Annotated in this window: 19 protein-coding genes; 13 read left to right on the top strand and 6 right to left on the bottom strand. The window is 65.7% G+C overall.

The features are described from left to right. Positions 1 to 188 precede the first annotated feature (188 nt). Positions 189 to 605, bottom strand: coding sequence for an SRPBCC family protein (locus tag BRAS3809_RS33945; RefSeq protein ID WP_008966538.1), 417 nt, complete (start codon positions 603 to 605; stop codon positions 189 to 191). 133 nt (positions 606 to 738) lie between these two features. Between BRAS3809_RS33945 and BRAS3809_RS33940 the strand changes: the two genes are divergently transcribed. Together BRAS3809_RS33940 and BRAS3809_RS33935 are read left to right on the top strand one after the other, a co-directional pair. Next, positions 739 to 1,029: a hypothetical protein gene (locus BRAS3809_RS33940; RefSeq protein WP_139017505.1), complete on the top strand. Its 291-nt coding sequence runs from the start codon at positions 739 to 741 to the stop codon at positions 1,027 to 1,029. Positions 1,030 to 1,055: 26 nt separating this feature from the next. Then, a complete protein-coding gene (locus BRAS3809_RS33935) occupies positions 1,056 to 1,295 on the top strand; it encodes a hypothetical protein (RefSeq protein ID WP_008966536.1) in 240 nt (79 codons plus the stop codon). A gap of 372 nt (positions 1,296 to 1,667) precedes the next feature. Here the strand turns inward: BRAS3809_RS33935 and BRAS3809_RS33930 are convergent, their stop codons facing one another. The 4 genes from BRAS3809_RS33930 to BRAS3809_RS33915 form a co-directional block, all read right to left on the bottom strand. Then, positions 1,668 to 2,723: a hypothetical protein gene (locus tag BRAS3809_RS33930; protein ID WP_008966535.1), complete on the bottom strand. Its 1,056-nt coding sequence runs from the start codon at positions 2,721 to 2,723 to the stop codon at positions 1,668 to 1,670. Between the two features lie 353 nt (positions 2,724 to 3,076). Beyond that, positions 3,077 to 3,325, bottom strand: coding sequence for a DUF3297 family protein (locus tag BRAS3809_RS33925; protein ID WP_008966534.1), 249 nt, complete (start codon positions 3,323 to 3,325; stop codon positions 3,077 to 3,079). Continuing rightward, a complete protein-coding gene (locus BRAS3809_RS33920; RefSeq protein ID WP_008966533.1) occupies positions 3,322 to 3,798 on the bottom strand; it encodes a glutathione peroxidase in 477 nt (158 codons plus the stop codon). The genes BRAS3809_RS33925 and BRAS3809_RS33920 overlap by 4 nt, the downstream gene beginning before the upstream one ends. 2 nt (positions 3,799 to 3,800) lie before the next feature. Then, a complete protein-coding gene (locus tag BRAS3809_RS33915) occupies positions 3,801 to 5,195 on the bottom strand; it encodes an amidase family protein (RefSeq protein ID WP_008966532.1) in 1,395 nt (464 codons plus the stop codon). A gap of 400 nt (positions 5,196 to 5,595) precedes the next feature. On the opposite strand from BRAS3809_RS33915, the gene BRAS3809_RS33910 reads away from it, so the two are divergent. Further along, positions 5,596 to 6,699 carry a lactonase family protein gene (locus BRAS3809_RS33910; protein WP_008966531.1) on the top strand — a complete coding sequence of 368 codons (1,104 nt, stop codon included), beginning with the start codon at positions 5,596 to 5,598 and terminating at the stop codon, positions 6,697 to 6,699. Positions 6,700 to 6,926: 227 nt separating this feature from the next. Next, complete coding sequence (locus BRAS3809_RS33905) at positions 6,927 to 7,364, top strand: group III truncated hemoglobin (RefSeq protein ID WP_008966530.1); 438 nt, start codon at positions 6,927 to 6,929, stop codon at positions 7,362 to 7,364. A gap of 34 nt (positions 7,365 to 7,398) precedes the next feature. Here BRAS3809_RS33905 and BRAS3809_RS33900 read toward each other — a convergent pair whose 3' ends face one another. After that, positions 7,399 to 7,656: a DUF6894 family protein gene (locus BRAS3809_RS33900; RefSeq protein ID WP_008966529.1), complete on the bottom strand. Its 258-nt coding sequence runs from the start codon at positions 7,654 to 7,656 to the stop codon at positions 7,399 to 7,401. A gap of 303 nt (positions 7,657 to 7,959) precedes the next feature. Between BRAS3809_RS33900 and pqqA the strand changes: the two genes are divergently transcribed. The 9 genes from pqqA to BRAS3809_RS33860 form a co-directional block, all read left to right on the top strand. Then, positions 7,960 to 8,040 carry a pyrroloquinoline quinone precursor peptide PqqA gene (gene pqqA / locus BRAS3809_RS35470; RefSeq protein ID WP_012029362.1) on the top strand — a complete coding sequence of 27 codons (81 nt, stop codon included), beginning with the start codon at positions 7,960 to 7,962 and terminating at the stop codon, positions 8,038 to 8,040. A 219-nt stretch (positions 8,041 to 8,259) separates the two neighbouring features. After that, positions 8,260 to 9,189, top strand: coding sequence for a pyrroloquinoline quinone biosynthesis protein PqqB (pqqB, locus tag BRAS3809_RS33895; RefSeq protein WP_008966527.1), 930 nt, complete (start codon positions 8,260 to 8,262; stop codon positions 9,187 to 9,189). Between the two features lie 20 nt (positions 9,190 to 9,209). Then, positions 9,210 to 9,965 (top strand): pyrroloquinoline-quinone synthase PqqC, encoded by a 756-nt coding sequence (gene pqqC, locus BRAS3809_RS33890; RefSeq protein ID WP_008966526.1) that lies wholly within the window; start codon positions 9,210 to 9,212, stop codon positions 9,963 to 9,965. A gap of 235 nt (positions 9,966 to 10,200) precedes the next feature. Then, positions 10,201 to 10,509 carry a pyrroloquinoline quinone biosynthesis peptide chaperone PqqD gene (gene pqqD / locus BRAS3809_RS33885; protein ID WP_008966525.1) on the top strand — a complete coding sequence of 103 codons (309 nt, stop codon included), beginning with the start codon at positions 10,201 to 10,203 and terminating at the stop codon, positions 10,507 to 10,509. Continuing rightward, a complete protein-coding gene (pqqE, locus tag BRAS3809_RS33880) occupies positions 10,506 to 11,699 on the top strand; it encodes a pyrroloquinoline quinone biosynthesis protein PqqE (protein ID WP_008966524.1) in 1,194 nt (397 codons plus the stop codon). Before pqqD ends, pqqE begins: the two co-directional genes overlap by 4 nt. Then, complete coding sequence (pip, locus tag BRAS3809_RS33875) at positions 11,692 to 12,681, top strand: prolyl aminopeptidase (protein WP_008966523.1); 990 nt, start codon at positions 11,692 to 11,694, stop codon at positions 12,679 to 12,681. Before pqqE ends, pip begins: the two co-directional genes overlap by 8 nt. A 152-nt stretch (positions 12,682 to 12,833) precedes the next feature. Continuing rightward, on the top strand, positions 12,834 to 13,502 hold the full coding sequence (locus tag BRAS3809_RS33870) for a DUF4286 family protein (RefSeq protein WP_008966522.1): 669 nt from the start codon (positions 12,834 to 12,836) through the stop codon (positions 13,500 to 13,502). A gap of 443 nt (positions 13,503 to 13,945) precedes the next feature. After that, entirely contained in the window at positions 13,946 to 15,745 is a 1,800-nt protein-coding gene (locus BRAS3809_RS33865; RefSeq protein WP_035660403.1) for an FAD-dependent oxidoreductase, read from the top strand. After that, positions 15,715 to 16,142 (top strand): 2-oxoacid:ferredoxin oxidoreductase subunit gamma family protein (locus BRAS3809_RS33860; RefSeq protein WP_035660400.1); only part of this gene is annotated, 428 nt, incomplete at its 3' end. The genes BRAS3809_RS33865 and BRAS3809_RS33860, both read left to right, overlap by 31 nt.

Here is a 16,142-nt window from a genome sequence, read left to right as displayed (position 1 = left end):
TCCGTCCGTAACGATGCCGGTCGTCTCCCGACATCCTCACGGCCACCGCATCCCTGCCCCGACGTTCGTGACGACGCGTACGCCCCTCCGCATGAGGCAGGATGGCACGCATCATTGCTGATTTTCGGAATTTGTCAAGCGCAAAGAGCGGACGCCGCTTGCGGCGCCCGTCGCACCGAGCCGCACGCTCACGACGCCTTGCGCTTCGCCTCCACATGGCGCGCGAAGTTGTCGAGGATCGCCTGCCAGCCGCCCTGCTGCTGCTCGACCGAATGGGTCGTCTCCGCATCGAACACGACGCGCACGACCACACCGTTCGGGCCGGGCTCGAAATGGACCTCGGCCTTGCGATCCCCGAACGCATAGGTGATGAGCTTGTGCTCGACCACCTTCGTGTAGGTGCCGGCGAAGTCGAATCCCATGCTGCCGTCCTTGGCCTCCATCCGCGACGAGAACGCCCCACCCTCGCGCAAATCGACCGTGGCCTTGGTCGTATGCCAGTCGTCCGAGGCGGCGTTCCATTTCGCGATATCGGCCGGCGTCGTATAGGCGCGCCAGACCTGATCGATCGGGGCTGCGACGGTGGTTTCGACGGTGATCCGCATGGATGTTGCTCCTGGTTCGAATTTGACGGCTCGCTGCAGACGTGCAGCATGTGTCTCGAAGGACGATGCAGGCTGGCCAGTCCCGACAGTTGGTGAGATAATTTTCAGTCGGGGATCGCTGCAAGGATTGTCGGTGGCAACAGCGATGCGAGCATCATTCATTGCCGTCACAGCCCTGGTGGGCGGCGCGCTCGGCGCGGCTGTTCTCGGCTACGCGGCGCTGGCGCTCGGCTTTTTCGCCCTCAGTTTCGCGCCAGGAGGCATTCACAACGACTGGAGCATCCTCGCGCTGCTGGGTGTTCTGGTCGGCGTCGGCCTCGGCGGCCTTCTGGGGATGTGGGCGGGCGTCCAAGTCGCCAAGCTCCTGCTGGGATTAAGCAGTCGCTCCAACGTCTGCCGAGGCGTGCCGCGCAAGAGGCAGTGACGAAAATCTCACCTGAGAGCCCTGACGTGAACACTTCCGAGCTGAAACGAACCCTGGCCAAGCACGGCATTTCAAAATACGCCTTCAGCATCGACGGCGTCGGGGCCACCGAAGAGCAGTATCGACTCAAGCGAGACGGCCCGGTCTGGAGATTCTACTACTATGAGCGCGGCGTGCAGGTCGGCATTCGGGAGTTTGCCAGCGAGGATGAGGCGTGTCGCTTCCTGCTCGACACCCTGCTGGCTGACCAGACGACGCGGCGCTGAGCCGCCGGGCGTCCCGTGTGAAGGCGGGCAAGCTCCGTGACGCTGCAGAGCTTGGCCGAAAGGCCTCCAGCTTTTCAACGATGTGCGCTGCGTATGTCACTGCACATCGGGCCATGACCAGCGTACTTCGATCTCACACTTTGTCGCCTGGTCGACCGCCAGACCCTCACCCTGAGGAGCCCGCCCCAAGGCGGGCGTCTCGAAGGGCGAGGCCACCAGCGGGGCCTCATGGTTCGAGACGCGCCGCGATCGGCGGCGCAAACTCAAATTGACCGAATGGGCGCGGCGCTCCTCACCATGAGGATCAGGCGCCGAGCACGACGCTGCAGGTGGGTCATCAGCCGCGTGCTCATGGAGAGGGACGTGACTGGATCAGGCTTCGCCGTGCTGCGGCCTCAACCTCAGCACCGCCACTGGCAGATTCGCCGCAAGCCACTCCGCGATCACCTTCTGCTTCCGGTGATATGCCAGTCCCGCCGCCACCACCGCGACGCCGATCAGGGACAGCGCGAACGGGAACAGCAGCGAGTCCTTGAAGACGACGTCGGCGAGATGGCCGAGATACTTCGTGATGCCCACAGCGCCGAACACGGCGTAGGCGCGGCGGACGATGAGGACGGCAATCAGGAGCAGGCCCACGTTCAGGAGGCAGTAGATCGCCTTGCCGAGCTCGGTGGCGCCGTCGGTGGCGGTGATGCCGCCCCAGAACGCCATCAGGCCGAACAGGTGCAGCCAGAAGCCGAAGTCGCGGCTCTTGCTGTTGTAGTCGACGATCCAGGCCGTCACGAGGATGCCGAGGCCGAACCAGATCGAGACGATGCGGCGCATCTCCCAGTCGAAATGGCTGACGTTGAAGATCCAGGGCGTCAGGTCCATCGACATGAACCACAGCGCGACCGAGATGATCGCGACGATGAAGGGCACGCGGTAGAAGCGCAGCGCGATCGCGCCCGCCGCGATCGTGGCGATCTCCATGAACAGCCAGCTGCCCTTGATCCAGACATAGAAGTCCTGGACCGTGCCGGGCTTGCCGAACCTGCCCCACCAGCCGAACTCGGCTTGAATGCCGTAGACGGCGAGCGGCGCCATCGAGACGGCGATGGCGATCAGCAGGCCGCCGGGGACGCGCAGGCTGCGGCGCCAGAGGTGGTCGCCGGCGAAGCCGAAGGCTGCGGCGTAGGCGAGCGCGCTAGCCGTGAGGGCGCGGCCGCCCAGTTGCGAGAAGGCGACGGTCGAGAACAGGCCCATGGCGCCGATCACGATCAGCGCGCCGGCGTACCAGAGCAGATGCGCGGCATCGAACTGGGCGCGCGGCGTGTCGGTGGAGGGGGCACGCTGGTGGAGATAGGCCAGCAGGCGTTGCAGCTCGTCGGGGCTGATGGCGCCGGCGCTCGCTGCGGCGCGGAGGTCGGTTTCGGAATAGGCCATGGTCGTTACCTCAGGTGGTCCGCTGGAGAGCGTGCGGGTTCGGTCGCGCAAACGCTGCTCGCGTTGTGCGTGGCGGGCCGATACCGGCGCGGCGGACAAGGGTGAGTGTAACGAAACGTGAGCGACGTTCAAGAAATATTTGAGCGTCGCTCAAATTTTCTGAGATGCGGGCTCGGCCCCGTCCACCCCACCAGCGTCATGGCCGGGCTCGTCCCGGCCATCCACGTCGTGCCGAGACGAAGGACGCGGATGCCCGGGTCAAGCCCGGGCATGACGAGTTCTGGGTTGGCGGTTTGGCTGATCTCACAGGCCAGAGACCGTTGATAGGGCTATGACGGAGCAGCCCCCGTCCCTCAATCCTTGAAATACGGCTCCACCGGGCCGTGCACCTTGATGGTCAGCGGGTTGCCGTGGCGATCCCTGGCGGTGCCGGCGGCGACGCGGATCCAGCCTTCGCTGATGCAGTATTCCTCGACATTGGTCTTCTCGGCGCCCTTGAAGCGGATGCCGACGTCGCGCGACAGGATCTCCGCATTGTAATAGGGGCTCTTCGGATCGACCGAGAGGCGGTCCGGGAAGGTGAAGGTCTCGTTGTCGCTCACAGCAGTGCCTCGATCTCTTTCTTCAACGCCTCGGGCGTGGTGGTCGGCGCATGGCGCGACACCACATGGCCAGCGCGATCGACCAGGAATTTGGTGAAATTCCATTTGATCGCCGAGCCCAACAGGCCGGTCTTCTCGCCCTTCAGGAACTTGTACAGCGGGTGCGCCTCGGCGCCGTTGACGTCGATCTTCGCGAACAGCGGGAAGGTGACATCGTACTTCGTCGAGCAGAACGCGCCGATCTCCGCGGCCGTGCCGGGCTCCTGGGCGCCGAACTGGTTACAGGGAAAACCGAGCACGGCAAAGCCCTTGTCGGCGTAGGCGCGGTGCAGCGCCTCGAGGCCGCGATATTGCGGCGTGAAACCGCAGGCGCTCGCCGTGTTGACGATCAAGAGCACCTGCCCCGCGAAGCGCTTCAGCGGAACCTCCTCGCCCGTGAGCGAGGATGCGGTGAAATCATAGATGCTGGCCATCGTCAGCTCACGACCGGATCGATCGGCGACGGCGGGGTGCCACCGGCCTCGATGGCCTCGCCGGCGGCAAGGCACATGTCCTCGCGGAATCGCTGGCCGACGAGCTGGACGCCGACCGGGATGCGGCCGACCAGGCCGGTCGAGACGGTCAGGCCCGGCAGGCCGAAGAACGGAATCGCGATCTGCGTCAGCTGGGCGTGCCAGACCTGCTTGAACGACTCCTCATCCTTGCGGTCGAGCTGGTCGGCGAACGGCAGCATGCCCGACACCGGCAGCAGCAGCAGCGGATGCTGCTCCATGAACAGGAGCCACTGCCGGGTCAGCGCGGCGCGCCGCGCCAGCGTCGCCGAGAGGTCGAACGGATGCACCTTGTCACGGTTGCCGCGGAGGCAAGCGAGCGCGCCGGGATCGCCCTCCTTCTCGGCCGCAGCGAGCTGCGCCTCGTAGCCGTCGCCGAGCCAGAGCCGGGTCTGCAGCAGCGCGGCCTCCTGCAGCGGCGGCGTGTCCAGGATCTCCTCGACGGTCCAGCCGGCGGCCTCCAAGCGCCTGGCGGCATCGCGCAGCGCGGCGACGACCTCGGGCACCGGGTTCAGGCCATCGGGGTTGACGCAGAGCGTGACGCGCTTCGGCAGCGGCGGACCTTCCAGCGGCACCGGCATCCACCAGACATCGCGGACGTCGCGCGCCGACATCGCGGCGAGCGCGATCCTGACGTCGTTGATGGTGCGGGCGAGCGGGCCGGAGACGGCGCTGATCTGCGGGCCGATCGGCCGCTCCGGCAGGCAGGTGTTGAAGGCGGGGATGCGGCCGACCGTCGGGCGCAGGCCGTGGATGCCGCAGGCATAGGCCGGATAGCGCACGGAGCCGGCGATGTCGGTGCCGTGGCCGATATGGCCGATGCCGGCGGCGGTGGCCGCGCCGGCGCCGCCGGAGGAACCGCCTGGGGTGATGCCGGGGTCGCGCGGATTCCTGGTGTGGCCGTGGATGAGGTTGCTAGTGAACCAGCGATAGGACACCGCCGGGGTATTCGTGCGGCCGAGCAGCACGGCGCCGGCCTTGACGAGATTGTTGACGACCGGGTTGTGCGCCGACGCGATCGCGTCCTTCTGCAGATTGAGGCCGTTGGTGGTGGCGTAGCCCTGCTGGTCGACATTGACCTTGATCGTCACCGGCACGCCGGCGAGCGGTCCCGGGTCCTCGCCGCGCGCCAGCCTCGCATCGATCGCGTCGGCCTGCTGCAGCACGTCCTCCGGGCGGTGGTCGATGACCGCATTGATCGCGGGGTTCACCGCATCGAGCCGCGCCAGCGCGGCCGTTGCGGCGTCGCGGGCGGAGACCTGTTTCGACTTGATGAGGGCGGCGAGGTCGGCAGCCGGCAGGCGCCAGAGATCGGTCATGGGGGGCTCCGTGGTGGTCCCGCGTTCTTAGCGCGGCGGACAGGACGGAGAAAGCGGCGCATCGCGTAGCGGGGCTATGCAGGGGCGCGGCCCCTCGCCTGCGCCAGTCCCGTCGTGCAGAACCGCGGGAGCGCCGGTGCCCGCGGCCGTCCTTCGAGACGCCCGCCTGCGGCGGGCTCCTCAGGACGAGGGCTGAGGTTGTTGAACCATGAGGCGGCGCATTGCGGCACTTCCCTCATAGTGAGGAGCCCGCCGCAGGCGGGCGTCTCGAACCATGAGGCCCCAAAGCTTCCCCCGATCAATACCCATCCTGCATCGATCGATCCGGAAACAGGCTTGGCCAAGCCTCGCAAACGACTTTAAGACCTCAACCAACAACATCACCAGAGGGGGAAACCACATGATCAGATCGGGCACCATCATGGCCGCCACATTCGTCCTGGCCGCCGCGGCCACGCTCGCGCCGCGCCTGGGTCACGCCGAGACCTACGCCTATGTCGGCAACGCCGACAGCAACGACATCAGCGTGTTCAAGTTCGACGCCGCGACCGGCGAGATGACCGCGGTGCAGACGGCGGCGTTCGTCGGCGTCGAGAAGCCGGGCTCGTCGACCCCGCTCGCGGTCAGCCCGGACAAGAAGGTCCTGGTCGCCGGGGTGCGCTCGCAGCCGTTCCAGGCCGAGAGCTTTGCGATCGACGCCAAGACCGGCCAGCTCAGCCACATCAGCAACGGGCCGCTCGCCGACAGCATGGCCAACATCGCCTTCGACCGCACCGGAAAGGTGCTGTTCAGCGCCTCCTATGGCGGCAACAGGGTGGCGGTGAACCCGGTGCAGGCCAACGGCGTCGTCGCCACGCCGAGCCAGGTGATCCCGACCGGGCTGAACGCGCACGCCTTCCTGCCCTCGCCCGACAACCGCTTCGCGTTCGCCACCAATCTCGGCTCCGACCAGGTGCTCGGCTTCGCCTTCGACGCCGCGACGGGCACGCTGACGGCCAAGGAGGCGCTGACGGTGAAGACGCCGGAGAAGTCCGGGCCGCGCCACTTCATCTTCCACCCGAACGGCAAGTTCATCTATCTCCTGCACGAGCTCAACGCCGATCTCGCGGTCTATGCCTATGATGCCGACAAGGGCACCTGGACCGAGCAGCAGCGCACCACCACCCTGCCCGCAGGCTTCACCGGCAAGCCCTGGGCGGCGGATCTTCATGCGACGCCTGATGGCAGGTTCCTGTACGCTTCCGAGCGCGGCTCCAACACCTTGGCCGCGTTCAAGATCGACCCGGCCAGCGGACGCGTGACGCTGATCGGCAGCGTTCCGACCGAGACCCAGCCGCGCGGCTTCGCGATCGATCCGGCGGGAAGCTATCTCGCCGCCGTCGGCGAAGTGTCGAACGGCATGACGGTCTACAAGATCGACGCCGCGAGCGGCGCGCTGGAGAAGGCGAAGTCGTACACGGTGGGCAAGAAGCCGAACTGGGTCGAGTTCGTCACCCTGCCGTGAGCGGCGGGTTCTGTGCAAGCGGCGGCACTGCTGCCGCGGCCATCGTTCGAGACGCCCGCCTCCGGCGGGCTCCTCAGGATGAGGGCGGAGGTTGCGGTGAGAGTTCTACCGCGCGTAACGCCGCTGACCCTCATGGTGAGGAGCGCCGTCTTCGGCGCGTCTCGAACCATGAGGCCCGGTGCGGCGCGGCATTTCCATCCGCGCTCTCAATCCCTACATGCAGCGTCATGAGCATGCCCGCCGCCGCCCATCCCGACCGTCATCCGCTCGCGGTTCAACATCCGGAACTCGACGATCCCGCCATCCGCCTGCTGGTCGAGACCTTCTACGGCCGCGCCCGCGAGGATGCGCTGATCGGGCCGATCTTCAACCGCACGGTTGAAGATTGGGACGAGCATATCGGCCGGATCAGCGATTTCTGGTCGTCGATGTTCCTCAAGACCGGCCGCTACAATGGCGCGCCGATGCGGCCGCATCTGGCGCTCGAGCTGCAGGGCCCGCATTTCGACCGCTGGCTGCAGCTGTTCGAGGCGACGGCCAGGGATCTGTTCGCCCCGGAGCTCGCGGACCTCTTCATCATTCGCGCGCGGCGGATCGCCGACAGCTTCGAGATGGGCATCGCCAGCACAAGCGGCGAGCTCGTCCGGCCCCGTCATTCCGTCTGAGGCGGCGTTCGTTTCGCGGCCGCCTCCGGCGCGCTCAATGCCGCGTCATCGACTGCGCGGTCATACTGAAGATCGCCTCGGAGAACGGAAACTCCAGCACGATCTCGCCGTCCTCATCGGTGACCTCGATGACGGCCGTCATCAGCGCGGCATTGCCACCTTCGGTGCGCAGCAGTTCCTTGATCATGTCGCGCGCCACTTCCCAGGCGCGATCGGGATTGCGCAGCACTTCGCCGTCGGTGTCGGAGACCAGTTCTTCGCCGATCCGTGTGTTGAAGAAATATCTAGGCATCGTCAGTTTCCAATGGGGTCACACGCTGGGATTTTGAAGTCTCGAACCTCTCACAACCGCTTTATCCGTGCTGCGTCTCCACAAGCTCATGGCGGAACAGCACGTCGATGCGAAGCCATCGTTCACGAATTCGTTGTTTTCGCGGCTCAATCCGGCGAAAACGGTAGCAATTCGCGTTTGCGACTTTGCACTGCAATAAGCGGGCCTGAGACGCTCAAACAAAAAGATTCCACTGGCGAACTTTTCGTAGCACGGTAGTTTAATGGTGAGGACGATAACCGTCCCGTCTTGAAGGAGAGGACAATGGCCTGGAAAGCACCGAAGATTGTTGAAGTGCCGGTTGGCATGGAAATCAACATGTATGCCTGCGCCGCCCGCAAATAATTGGCGGGTGTGACGTCCAGGTCCCGCCCGGGCCGGACGTCGACGCTTGAGGGTGGGGGTTAAGCGGCCGCTGAGGCGTCAACCCGTCCGCGGATCGAATGTCCCACCCTCGTCGCCCTCCTGACCGCTGGTCACAGTGACCACCGGTCCGCTGCCGCCGAATTGTCCTGCCGCCGGTACTCGCGTGCGCCACTACAGCTGAATTCCAGGAGACGGCTCATGCTTCGCCTCGTCGTCCTGGGCGCCGCCGCGGGCGGCGGAGTCCCGCAGTGGAATTGCGGCTGCGCCGTATGCCGCGCCGCGCGCACCTCACATCCCGAGATCTGCAACAGCCAGGCTTCGGTCGCCGTCAGTGCCGATGGCGCCAACTGGTTCCTGATCAATGCCTCGCCCGATCTGCGCCAGCAGGTGACGCGCGCACCGCAGCTGCATCCGAAGCCGGGCGCGCTGCGGCACAGCCCCATCGCGGGCGTGATCCTGACCAATGGCGAGATCGACGCCATCACCGGCCTGCTCTCGATGCGCGAAAGCTCGCCGTTTTCGATCCACGCGCACCCGAAGGTGCTTGCGATCCTCCGCTCCAACAACATCTTCGATGTGCTGAAGGAGGAGAATGTCAAGCGCGTGCCGATCGTGATCGACGTGCCGTTTCGCCCGCTGCTGCAGGACGGCTCGCCGTCGGGGCTGGAGATCACCGCGTTCGCGGTGTCCGGCACCAGCGCCTGGTATCTGCGCGACAAGCAGCATCCCGGCGGCAGCGCCTCGACCGGCGATACGCTGGGCTTGAAGATCGAGGACGTCGACAGCGGGCGATATGCCTATGTCATCGCCGCCTGTGCCGACGTCGACTTCGACCTGAAAACGAGATTGAAAGGCGCGCCGCTGGTGCTGTTCGACGGCACGGTGTGGCGCGACGACGAGATGATCCAGGCCGGACTCGGCAACAAGACCGGGCAGAGCATGGGGCATATCGCGATGTCCGGAGAAAGCGGCGCGATCAAGCAGCTGGCGGACCTCGGGATCGGCAGGAAGATCTTCCTGCACATCAACAACTCCAATCCGGCGTGGCTGCACGCCTCACCCGAGCGGCAAACGTTGGAACGCGAGGGATGGGAAATCCCCGCTGAAGGGATGGAGATCGTACTGTGAGTGAGGTCAATCTGAGCGGAATGACGGCGCTGTCGATCGGACGCGGCGTGACGCTGAACAATGCGAGCGAATTGGAAGCGGCACTGCGCCACATCGGCGCGACGCGCTATCACAACCATCATCCGTTTCATAAGCTCTTGCATAGCGGCAAGCTCAACAAGGGCCAGGTGCAGGCCTGGGCGCTGAACCGCTACTACTACCAGTCGACGATCCCGCTGAAGGACGCGATGGTGATGACCCGCTTCCGCGACCGCGCAACCCGGCTGGAATGGCGGCACCGCATCGAGGATCACGACGGCGATGTCGGCAGCGAGGGCGGCATCGAGCGCTGGATCAAGCTGACCGAAGGCCTCGGCCTCGATACGGCCTATGTCGAATCCACCGAGGGCATCCTGCCGGCGACGCGCTTCGCAGTGGAGGCCTATGTGCATTTCTGCCGCGACCGCTCGCCGCTCGAGGCGATCGCCTCGTCGCTGACCGAGCTGTTCGCCCCGAGCATCCACGAGGAGCGCATCTCGGGCATGCTGGAGCACTACAATTTCGTCAACAACGACACGATGAGCTACTTCAAGCGCCGCCTCACCCAGGCGCCGCGCGATGCCAATTTCGCCCTCCACTACGTCAAGGAGCACGCCACCACGCCGGAGCAGCGCGCCGCGGTGTGCAACGCGCTGATCTTCAAGACCAACGTGCTGTGGGTGCAGCTCGACGCGCTGTATCACGCGTATGTGGAAGGCCACATCCCGCCCGGCGCGTTCGTGCCGAAGGAGGGGTGAGTGGTTGCGCCGGAGCAAAGCCGCCGCCCGTTCCGAGGCCTCATGGTTCGAGACGCGCCGCGAGCGGCGCTCCTCACCATGAGGGTTCGGGATCTCGCCGCAAGCTCCGCCCTCGTCCTGAGGAGCCCGCCGCAGGCGGGCGTCTCGAAGGACGCTGGAAGGCGCGGCGGCGGCTCCGAACTCCGAATCTGCGCAATCGCGCCGTTTGACCACAGCTGCTGCTAGAGACCCCGCCATGGCCCCGCGTCACATCCAGGTCACCGAAACCAGCCGCGTGGTGCTGCCGCGGCATACCAAGCTCAAATATGACGAGACGCGGCAGGTCTGGGTGATCCTGGCGCCGGAACGCGTGCTGGCGCCGGATGAGATCGCGGTCGAGGTGCTCAAGCTGTGCGACGGCGCCCGTAGCGTCGCCGGCATCATCGACGAGCTCGCCGCGAAATACGCCGCGCCGCGCGACGTCATCGCCACCGATGTCGTCGCCATGCTGCAGGATCTCGCCGACAAGGGCTTTCTCACCGAGGTTCGGGAGACGACGTCATGACCGATCTCACCGATACGACGCCGCAGGTCGACAGCCATGACGGCCTCGCCGTGCTGGAGCGCCGCGGCTCCGTCGCCGAGACCTTCGGCATTCCGCTCGCCGTGCTGCTCGAGCTCACGCATCGCTGCCCGCTGCAATGCCCCTACTGCTCCAACCCGCTGGAGCTCGACCGCGCCGGCCAGGAGCTGACCACGGCCGAGTGGAAGAAGGTGCTCTCCGAGCTCGCCGAGATCGGCGTGCTGCAGGTGCATTTCTCCGGCGGCGAGCCGACCGCGCGCAAGGACATCGTCGAGCTGGTCGCTCACGCCAACGACGTCGGGCTCTACACCAATCTCATCACCTCGGCCGTGCTGCTGACGCGCGAACGGCTGAAGGAATTGGCCGATGCCGGCCTGTGCCACGTGCAGATCAGCTTCCAGGGCAACGAGCCCGTCGTCGCCGACCGCGTCGGCGGCTACAAGGGCGGGCACGCCAAGAAGCTCGAGGTCGCGAAGTGGACTCGCGAACTCGATCTGCCGCTGACGGTGAATGCCGTGATGCACCGGCAGAACCTGCACCAGCTGCCGGACATCATCCAGATGGCCGTCGATCTCGACGCCGACCGGCTCGAGGTCGCCAACGTGCAGTATTACGGCTGGGCGCTGAAGAACCGTGCCAGCCTGATGCCGACCTATCAGCAACTCGAGGAGACCGACCGCCTCGTCGAGGAGGCCCGCGAGCGACTGAAAGGCACGCTGACGATCGACTACGTCGTCCCGGACTACTACGCGTTGCGGCCGAAGAAATGCATGGGCGGCTGGGGCCGGCAGTTCTTCAACATCTCGCCCTCCGGCAAGGTGCTGCCGTGCCACGCCGCCGAGAGCATCACCGGGCTCGACTTCATGTCGGTGCGCTCCAACAACTCCATCGCCTGGATCTGGCAGAACTCCGAGGCCTTCAACCGCTATCGCGGCACCGGCTGGATGAAGGAGCCGTGCCAATCCTGCGAATTCCGCGAGATCGATTTCGGCGGCTGCCGCTGCCAGGCGTTCGCGTTGACCGGCGATGCCGCCAACACCGATCCCGCCTGCACGCTGTCGCCGCTGCACGAGAGCATCTTCAAGCAGGCCGAGAGCGACGCGGCCTCCGGCCAGGACCGCTTCCTGTATCGCAACTTCGCCGGCGGCACGCCCGAGAGCAGCGATGCCTGACGCCGAAGCCGGCCGCGCCGCCGCGCGCCGCAACGACCCGTTCGCGCCGCTCACCTCGGAATGGCTGGACGTTTCCGGCGGCCACCAGATCTATGTCGAGAGCTCGGGCCGCGCCGGCGGCATTCCCGCCGTCTATCTGCATGGCGGCCCCGGCTCCGGCTGCCAGCCGGATCACCGCCGCCTGTTCGATCCCGAGCGCTTCCATGCCGTGCTGTTCGACCAGCGCGGCGCCGGCCGCTCGCGTCCCGCGCGCAGCCGCGACAACAACACCCTGCCCGACCTGATCGCCGACATGGAGGCGATCCGCACCAGGTTCGGCTTCGACAAGTGGATCGTCGCCGGCGGCTCCTGGGGGGCGACACTCGCGCTGGCGTATGCACAGGCGCATCCGGCGCGCGTCGCCGGCCTGGTGCTGCGCGCGACCTTCCTCGGCACCCGCGCGGAGGTCGAGATGGCGTTCGGCGCGACGCTGGCGCGCTTCCACCCCTCGCTGCATCGCGATTTCCTGGAGATCCTGCCTGAAGCCGAGCGCGCCCATCCATGCGCAGCCTATTTCCGCCGCATCCTCGATCCCGATCCGGCCATCCACGGCCCGGCCGCGCGCGCGTGGCACGACACCGAGCGTGCGCTCTCCGAGGTCAAGTCCGCGCGAACTCATCTCGACCGCCTCGCCATCCGCTCCGGCAGCGCACTGCCGGCGACGCCGTTCATGGAAGCGCATTATTTTTCGCACGACAGCTTCATGGCGCCCGACCAGTTGCTGCGCGACGCAGTGAGGCTCGCCGGCATTCCCGGCATCATCGTGCAGGGCCGCTACGACCTGCTCTGCCCGCCCTCGACCTCGGCGCGGCTGGCCGAGGTCTGGCGCGACGCCGAAATCCGTGTCGTCGAAGCCGCAGGTCACAATCTTTATGACCCGGGCATCCGCGATGCGGTCATGAAAGCCATCTGCGATATGGCGACGCGCACGACAGCGCCTTAAACACATGATCAGCTCTCCTCATCCTGAGGAGCCATGCGCAGCATGGCGTCTCGAAGGATGAGGCCCCAGACATCCCGGGCCTCATGGTTCGAGACGCGCCAAGTGGCGCTCCTCACCATGAGGATTTGGCCGCTGAACAAGGACATCTCCAAATGCCCATCGCCGGGAAAGGCATGCTGTTGACATCGATGAACATCGATGCCGCGCATGAAGCCGATTTCAACCGCTGGTATGACAGCGAGCATCTCGCGGAGCGCGTCGCGATTCCCGGCTTCATCGAGGCGCGGCGTTATGTCGCCGAGCAGGGCAGCCCGAAATATCTCTGCCTGTATTCGACCGAGACCATCGACGTGCTCGACAGCGCGCCCTATCGCGCGCGGCTGGAGGCGCCGACAGACTGGTCCAAGACCGTGATGGCCCGGTTCAAGAACTTGATCCGCAGCGTCGCGCGCATCACCATCTCCCAGGGCGCCGGCCGCGGCGCCGTGCTGGGCATCATCCGGCTACGGCCGAAGCCGGGACAGGATCAGGCATTGCGCGAGGCGCTGCAGATCGAGCTCGATCCGAGCGAGCTCAGAAGCGTGATCTCGATGCATCTGCTCGAAGGCGATGCTGATCTGTCCGGCCCGACCGCCGAACTGCCCATGAGCTCGCGCGATGCCGACTGGTTCATCCTGATCGACGGCACCGACAGCCACGCCATCGCGACGCTCATGACGACGCGCTTCGCCGCGGTCGATGGACCATTGGCGACCCAGATTTCGGCCGGCATCTATCGTCTGATGTGGGATTTGAGCCGCGCCGACATCGCGATCAACTGAGTTAGTCCCGCACTCTCTCCACGTCTTGGCCGGGCTTGACCCGGCCATTCACCTCGTTCGGCATGTTCGGAGAGACGTGGATGCCCGGGTCAAGCCCGGGCATGACGACTGAGTGCGTGATAGCTCGCCTGCCCCACTCATTTCATCACTCTGGCATTCATCATCGTCACTTCTTGTCCCGCACCGCACACATGGCGGCATCGCGCCTGCAATGCGGCAGTGCACCACTGTGCATGACGGGCCGCGTTGCAAATTTGCCTTTGTGTACGCCTTGGAATGGCTCTAGTCTGATCTGACTATTGAATTGAGCCATTCAAAAAACAGAAGGGCGACCAACAGGGCCTGCTCCGGACCTCAACCGATCCTCTGCTGATCCTGAACATCAGTCGTCCTCACGTCAGGAAGGCCGCGCGAAACGGGTTCGCCGCGCGGACAGGGTAGGAATGAGAGCGACTGATATCTCGGCACCAGACTACTTTCACAAAGTGGTCGACTGCCAATGGGCTTGTCCCGCACACACGCCGGTTCCCGAATACATCCGACTGATCGCCGAGGGTCGCTACAGCGACGCCTACATGATCAATTGGAAGTCGAACGTCTTCCCCGGCATTCTCGGACGCACCTGCGATCGCCCCTGCGAGCCCGCCTGCCGGCGCGGACGCGTCGAGGAGAGCCCGGTCGCAATCTGCCGCTTGAAGCGCGTCGCGGCCGATTTCAAGGACGACGTGCACCAGCGCATGCCGCGTCCCGTGCCGAAGAACGGCCGGCGCATCGCGCTGGTCGGTGGCGGCCCGGCCTCGCTGACGGTGGCGCGTGATCTCGCGCCGCTCGGCTATCACTGCACCGTGTTCGATGCCGATCCCAAGCCCGGCGGCATGATGCGCTCGCAGATCCCCAAGTTCCGCCTGCCCGACAGCGTCATCGACGAAGAGACCGGCTACGTTCTCAGCCTCGGCGTCGACTACAAGGCCGGGCACCGCATCGACAGCCTCAAGACGCTGCTGGCTGACAACTACGATGCCGTCTTCATCGGCTCCGGAGCGCCGCGCGGCCGCGAGCTGAACATTCCCGGCCGCAAGGAAGCCGCAGCGAACATTCATCTCGGCATCGATTGGCTGTCCAGCGTCTCGTTCGGCCATACCGACAAGATCGGCAGGCGCGTGATCGTGCTCGGCGGCGGCAACACCGCGATGGACTGCTGCCGCACCGCGCGCCGGCTGGGCGGCGAGGACGTCAAGGTCATCGTCCGCTCCGGCTTCGAGGAAATGAAGGCGTCGCCCTGGGAGAAAGAGGACGCGCTGCACGAGGACATTCCGATCCTCAACTATCTCGTCCCGGTCGCCTTCAACCACGACAATGGCAAGCTCACCGGCGTCACCTTCCAGAAGGTGAAGGCCGAGTATGACGCCAAGGGCCGGCGCTCGCTGGTTCCCTCGGGCGAACCTGACGTGACCTATGACTGCGACGACGTGCTGGTCGCGGTCGGCCAGGAGAATGCCTTCCCCTGGATCGAAGCCGATTGCGGTATCGAGTTCGACAAATGGCACATGCCCGTGGTCGATGCGAAGACCTTCGTCTCGACCAATCCGAAGGTGTTCTTCGGCGGCGATGCGGCGTTCGGACCGAAGAACATCATCTGGGCGGTCGCGCAGGGTCACGAGGCGGCGCTGTCGATCCATCGTCTGCTCTCCGGCGAGGACATCACCGAGCGGCCGCTGCCCGAGGTGCATGTCTCCTCGCAGAAGATGGGCATCCACGAATGGAGCTATGACAACGACGTCTCGCCGGAGAAGCGCTTCAAGGTTCCACATCGCGACAAGGTGGTGGCGCTGAAGGACATCCGCGCCGAGGTCGAGCTCGGCTATGACGTCAAGCTGGCGCTCGGCGAGGCGCATCGCTGCCTGAACTGCGACGTGCAGACGGTGTTCTCCAACACGCTGTGCATCGAATGCGACGCCTGCGCCGACATCTGTCCGATGGACTGCATCACCTTCACCGAGAATGGCGAGGAGGCCGATCTCAGGTCACGGTTGAAGGCGCCATCGGTTCATCCCGACCAGAGCCTCTACGTGTCGTCGGACCTCAAGACCGGGCGCGTGATGGTGAAGGACGAGGACGTCTGCCTCCATTGCGGCCTGTGCGCCGAACGCTGCCCCACCGGTGCGTGGGACATGCAGAAATATTTCATCGAGACGACTCACGCAGGTACCGCATGTCCCAGCAAGCGCCGCTCAGCAGCGTAAACGACTTCGTCGTCCGTTTCGCCAACGTCAACGGCTCCGGCTCGGCCAGCGCCAACGAACTGTTCGCGCGCGCCGTGCTCCGCCACGGCGTGCCGGTGTCCCCGCGCAACATCTTCCCGTCCAACATCCAGGGCCTGCCGACCTGGTACGAGGTGCGGGTCACCGAGGCCGGCCATCTCGGCGCGCGCGGCGGCGGCACCGACCTGATGGTGGCGATGAACCCGCAGACCTGGGACAAGGACGTCGCCGGCATCGTGCCGGGCGGCTACCTGTTCTACGATTCCACCAAGCCGATGCCGTCGACCAAGTTCCGCGACGACGTCACCGTCATCGGCGTGCCGCTGACGGCGATCACCAACTCGACCTATTCGGACCCGCGCCAGCGCCAGCTGTTCAA

It is taken from the genome of Bradyrhizobium sp. STM 3809 (genome assembly GCF_000239795.1).
GTDB lineage: Bacteria > Pseudomonadota > Alphaproteobacteria > Rhizobiales > Xanthobacteraceae > Bradyrhizobium.
This window is presented reverse-complemented; position numbering and strand designations above follow the sequence as displayed.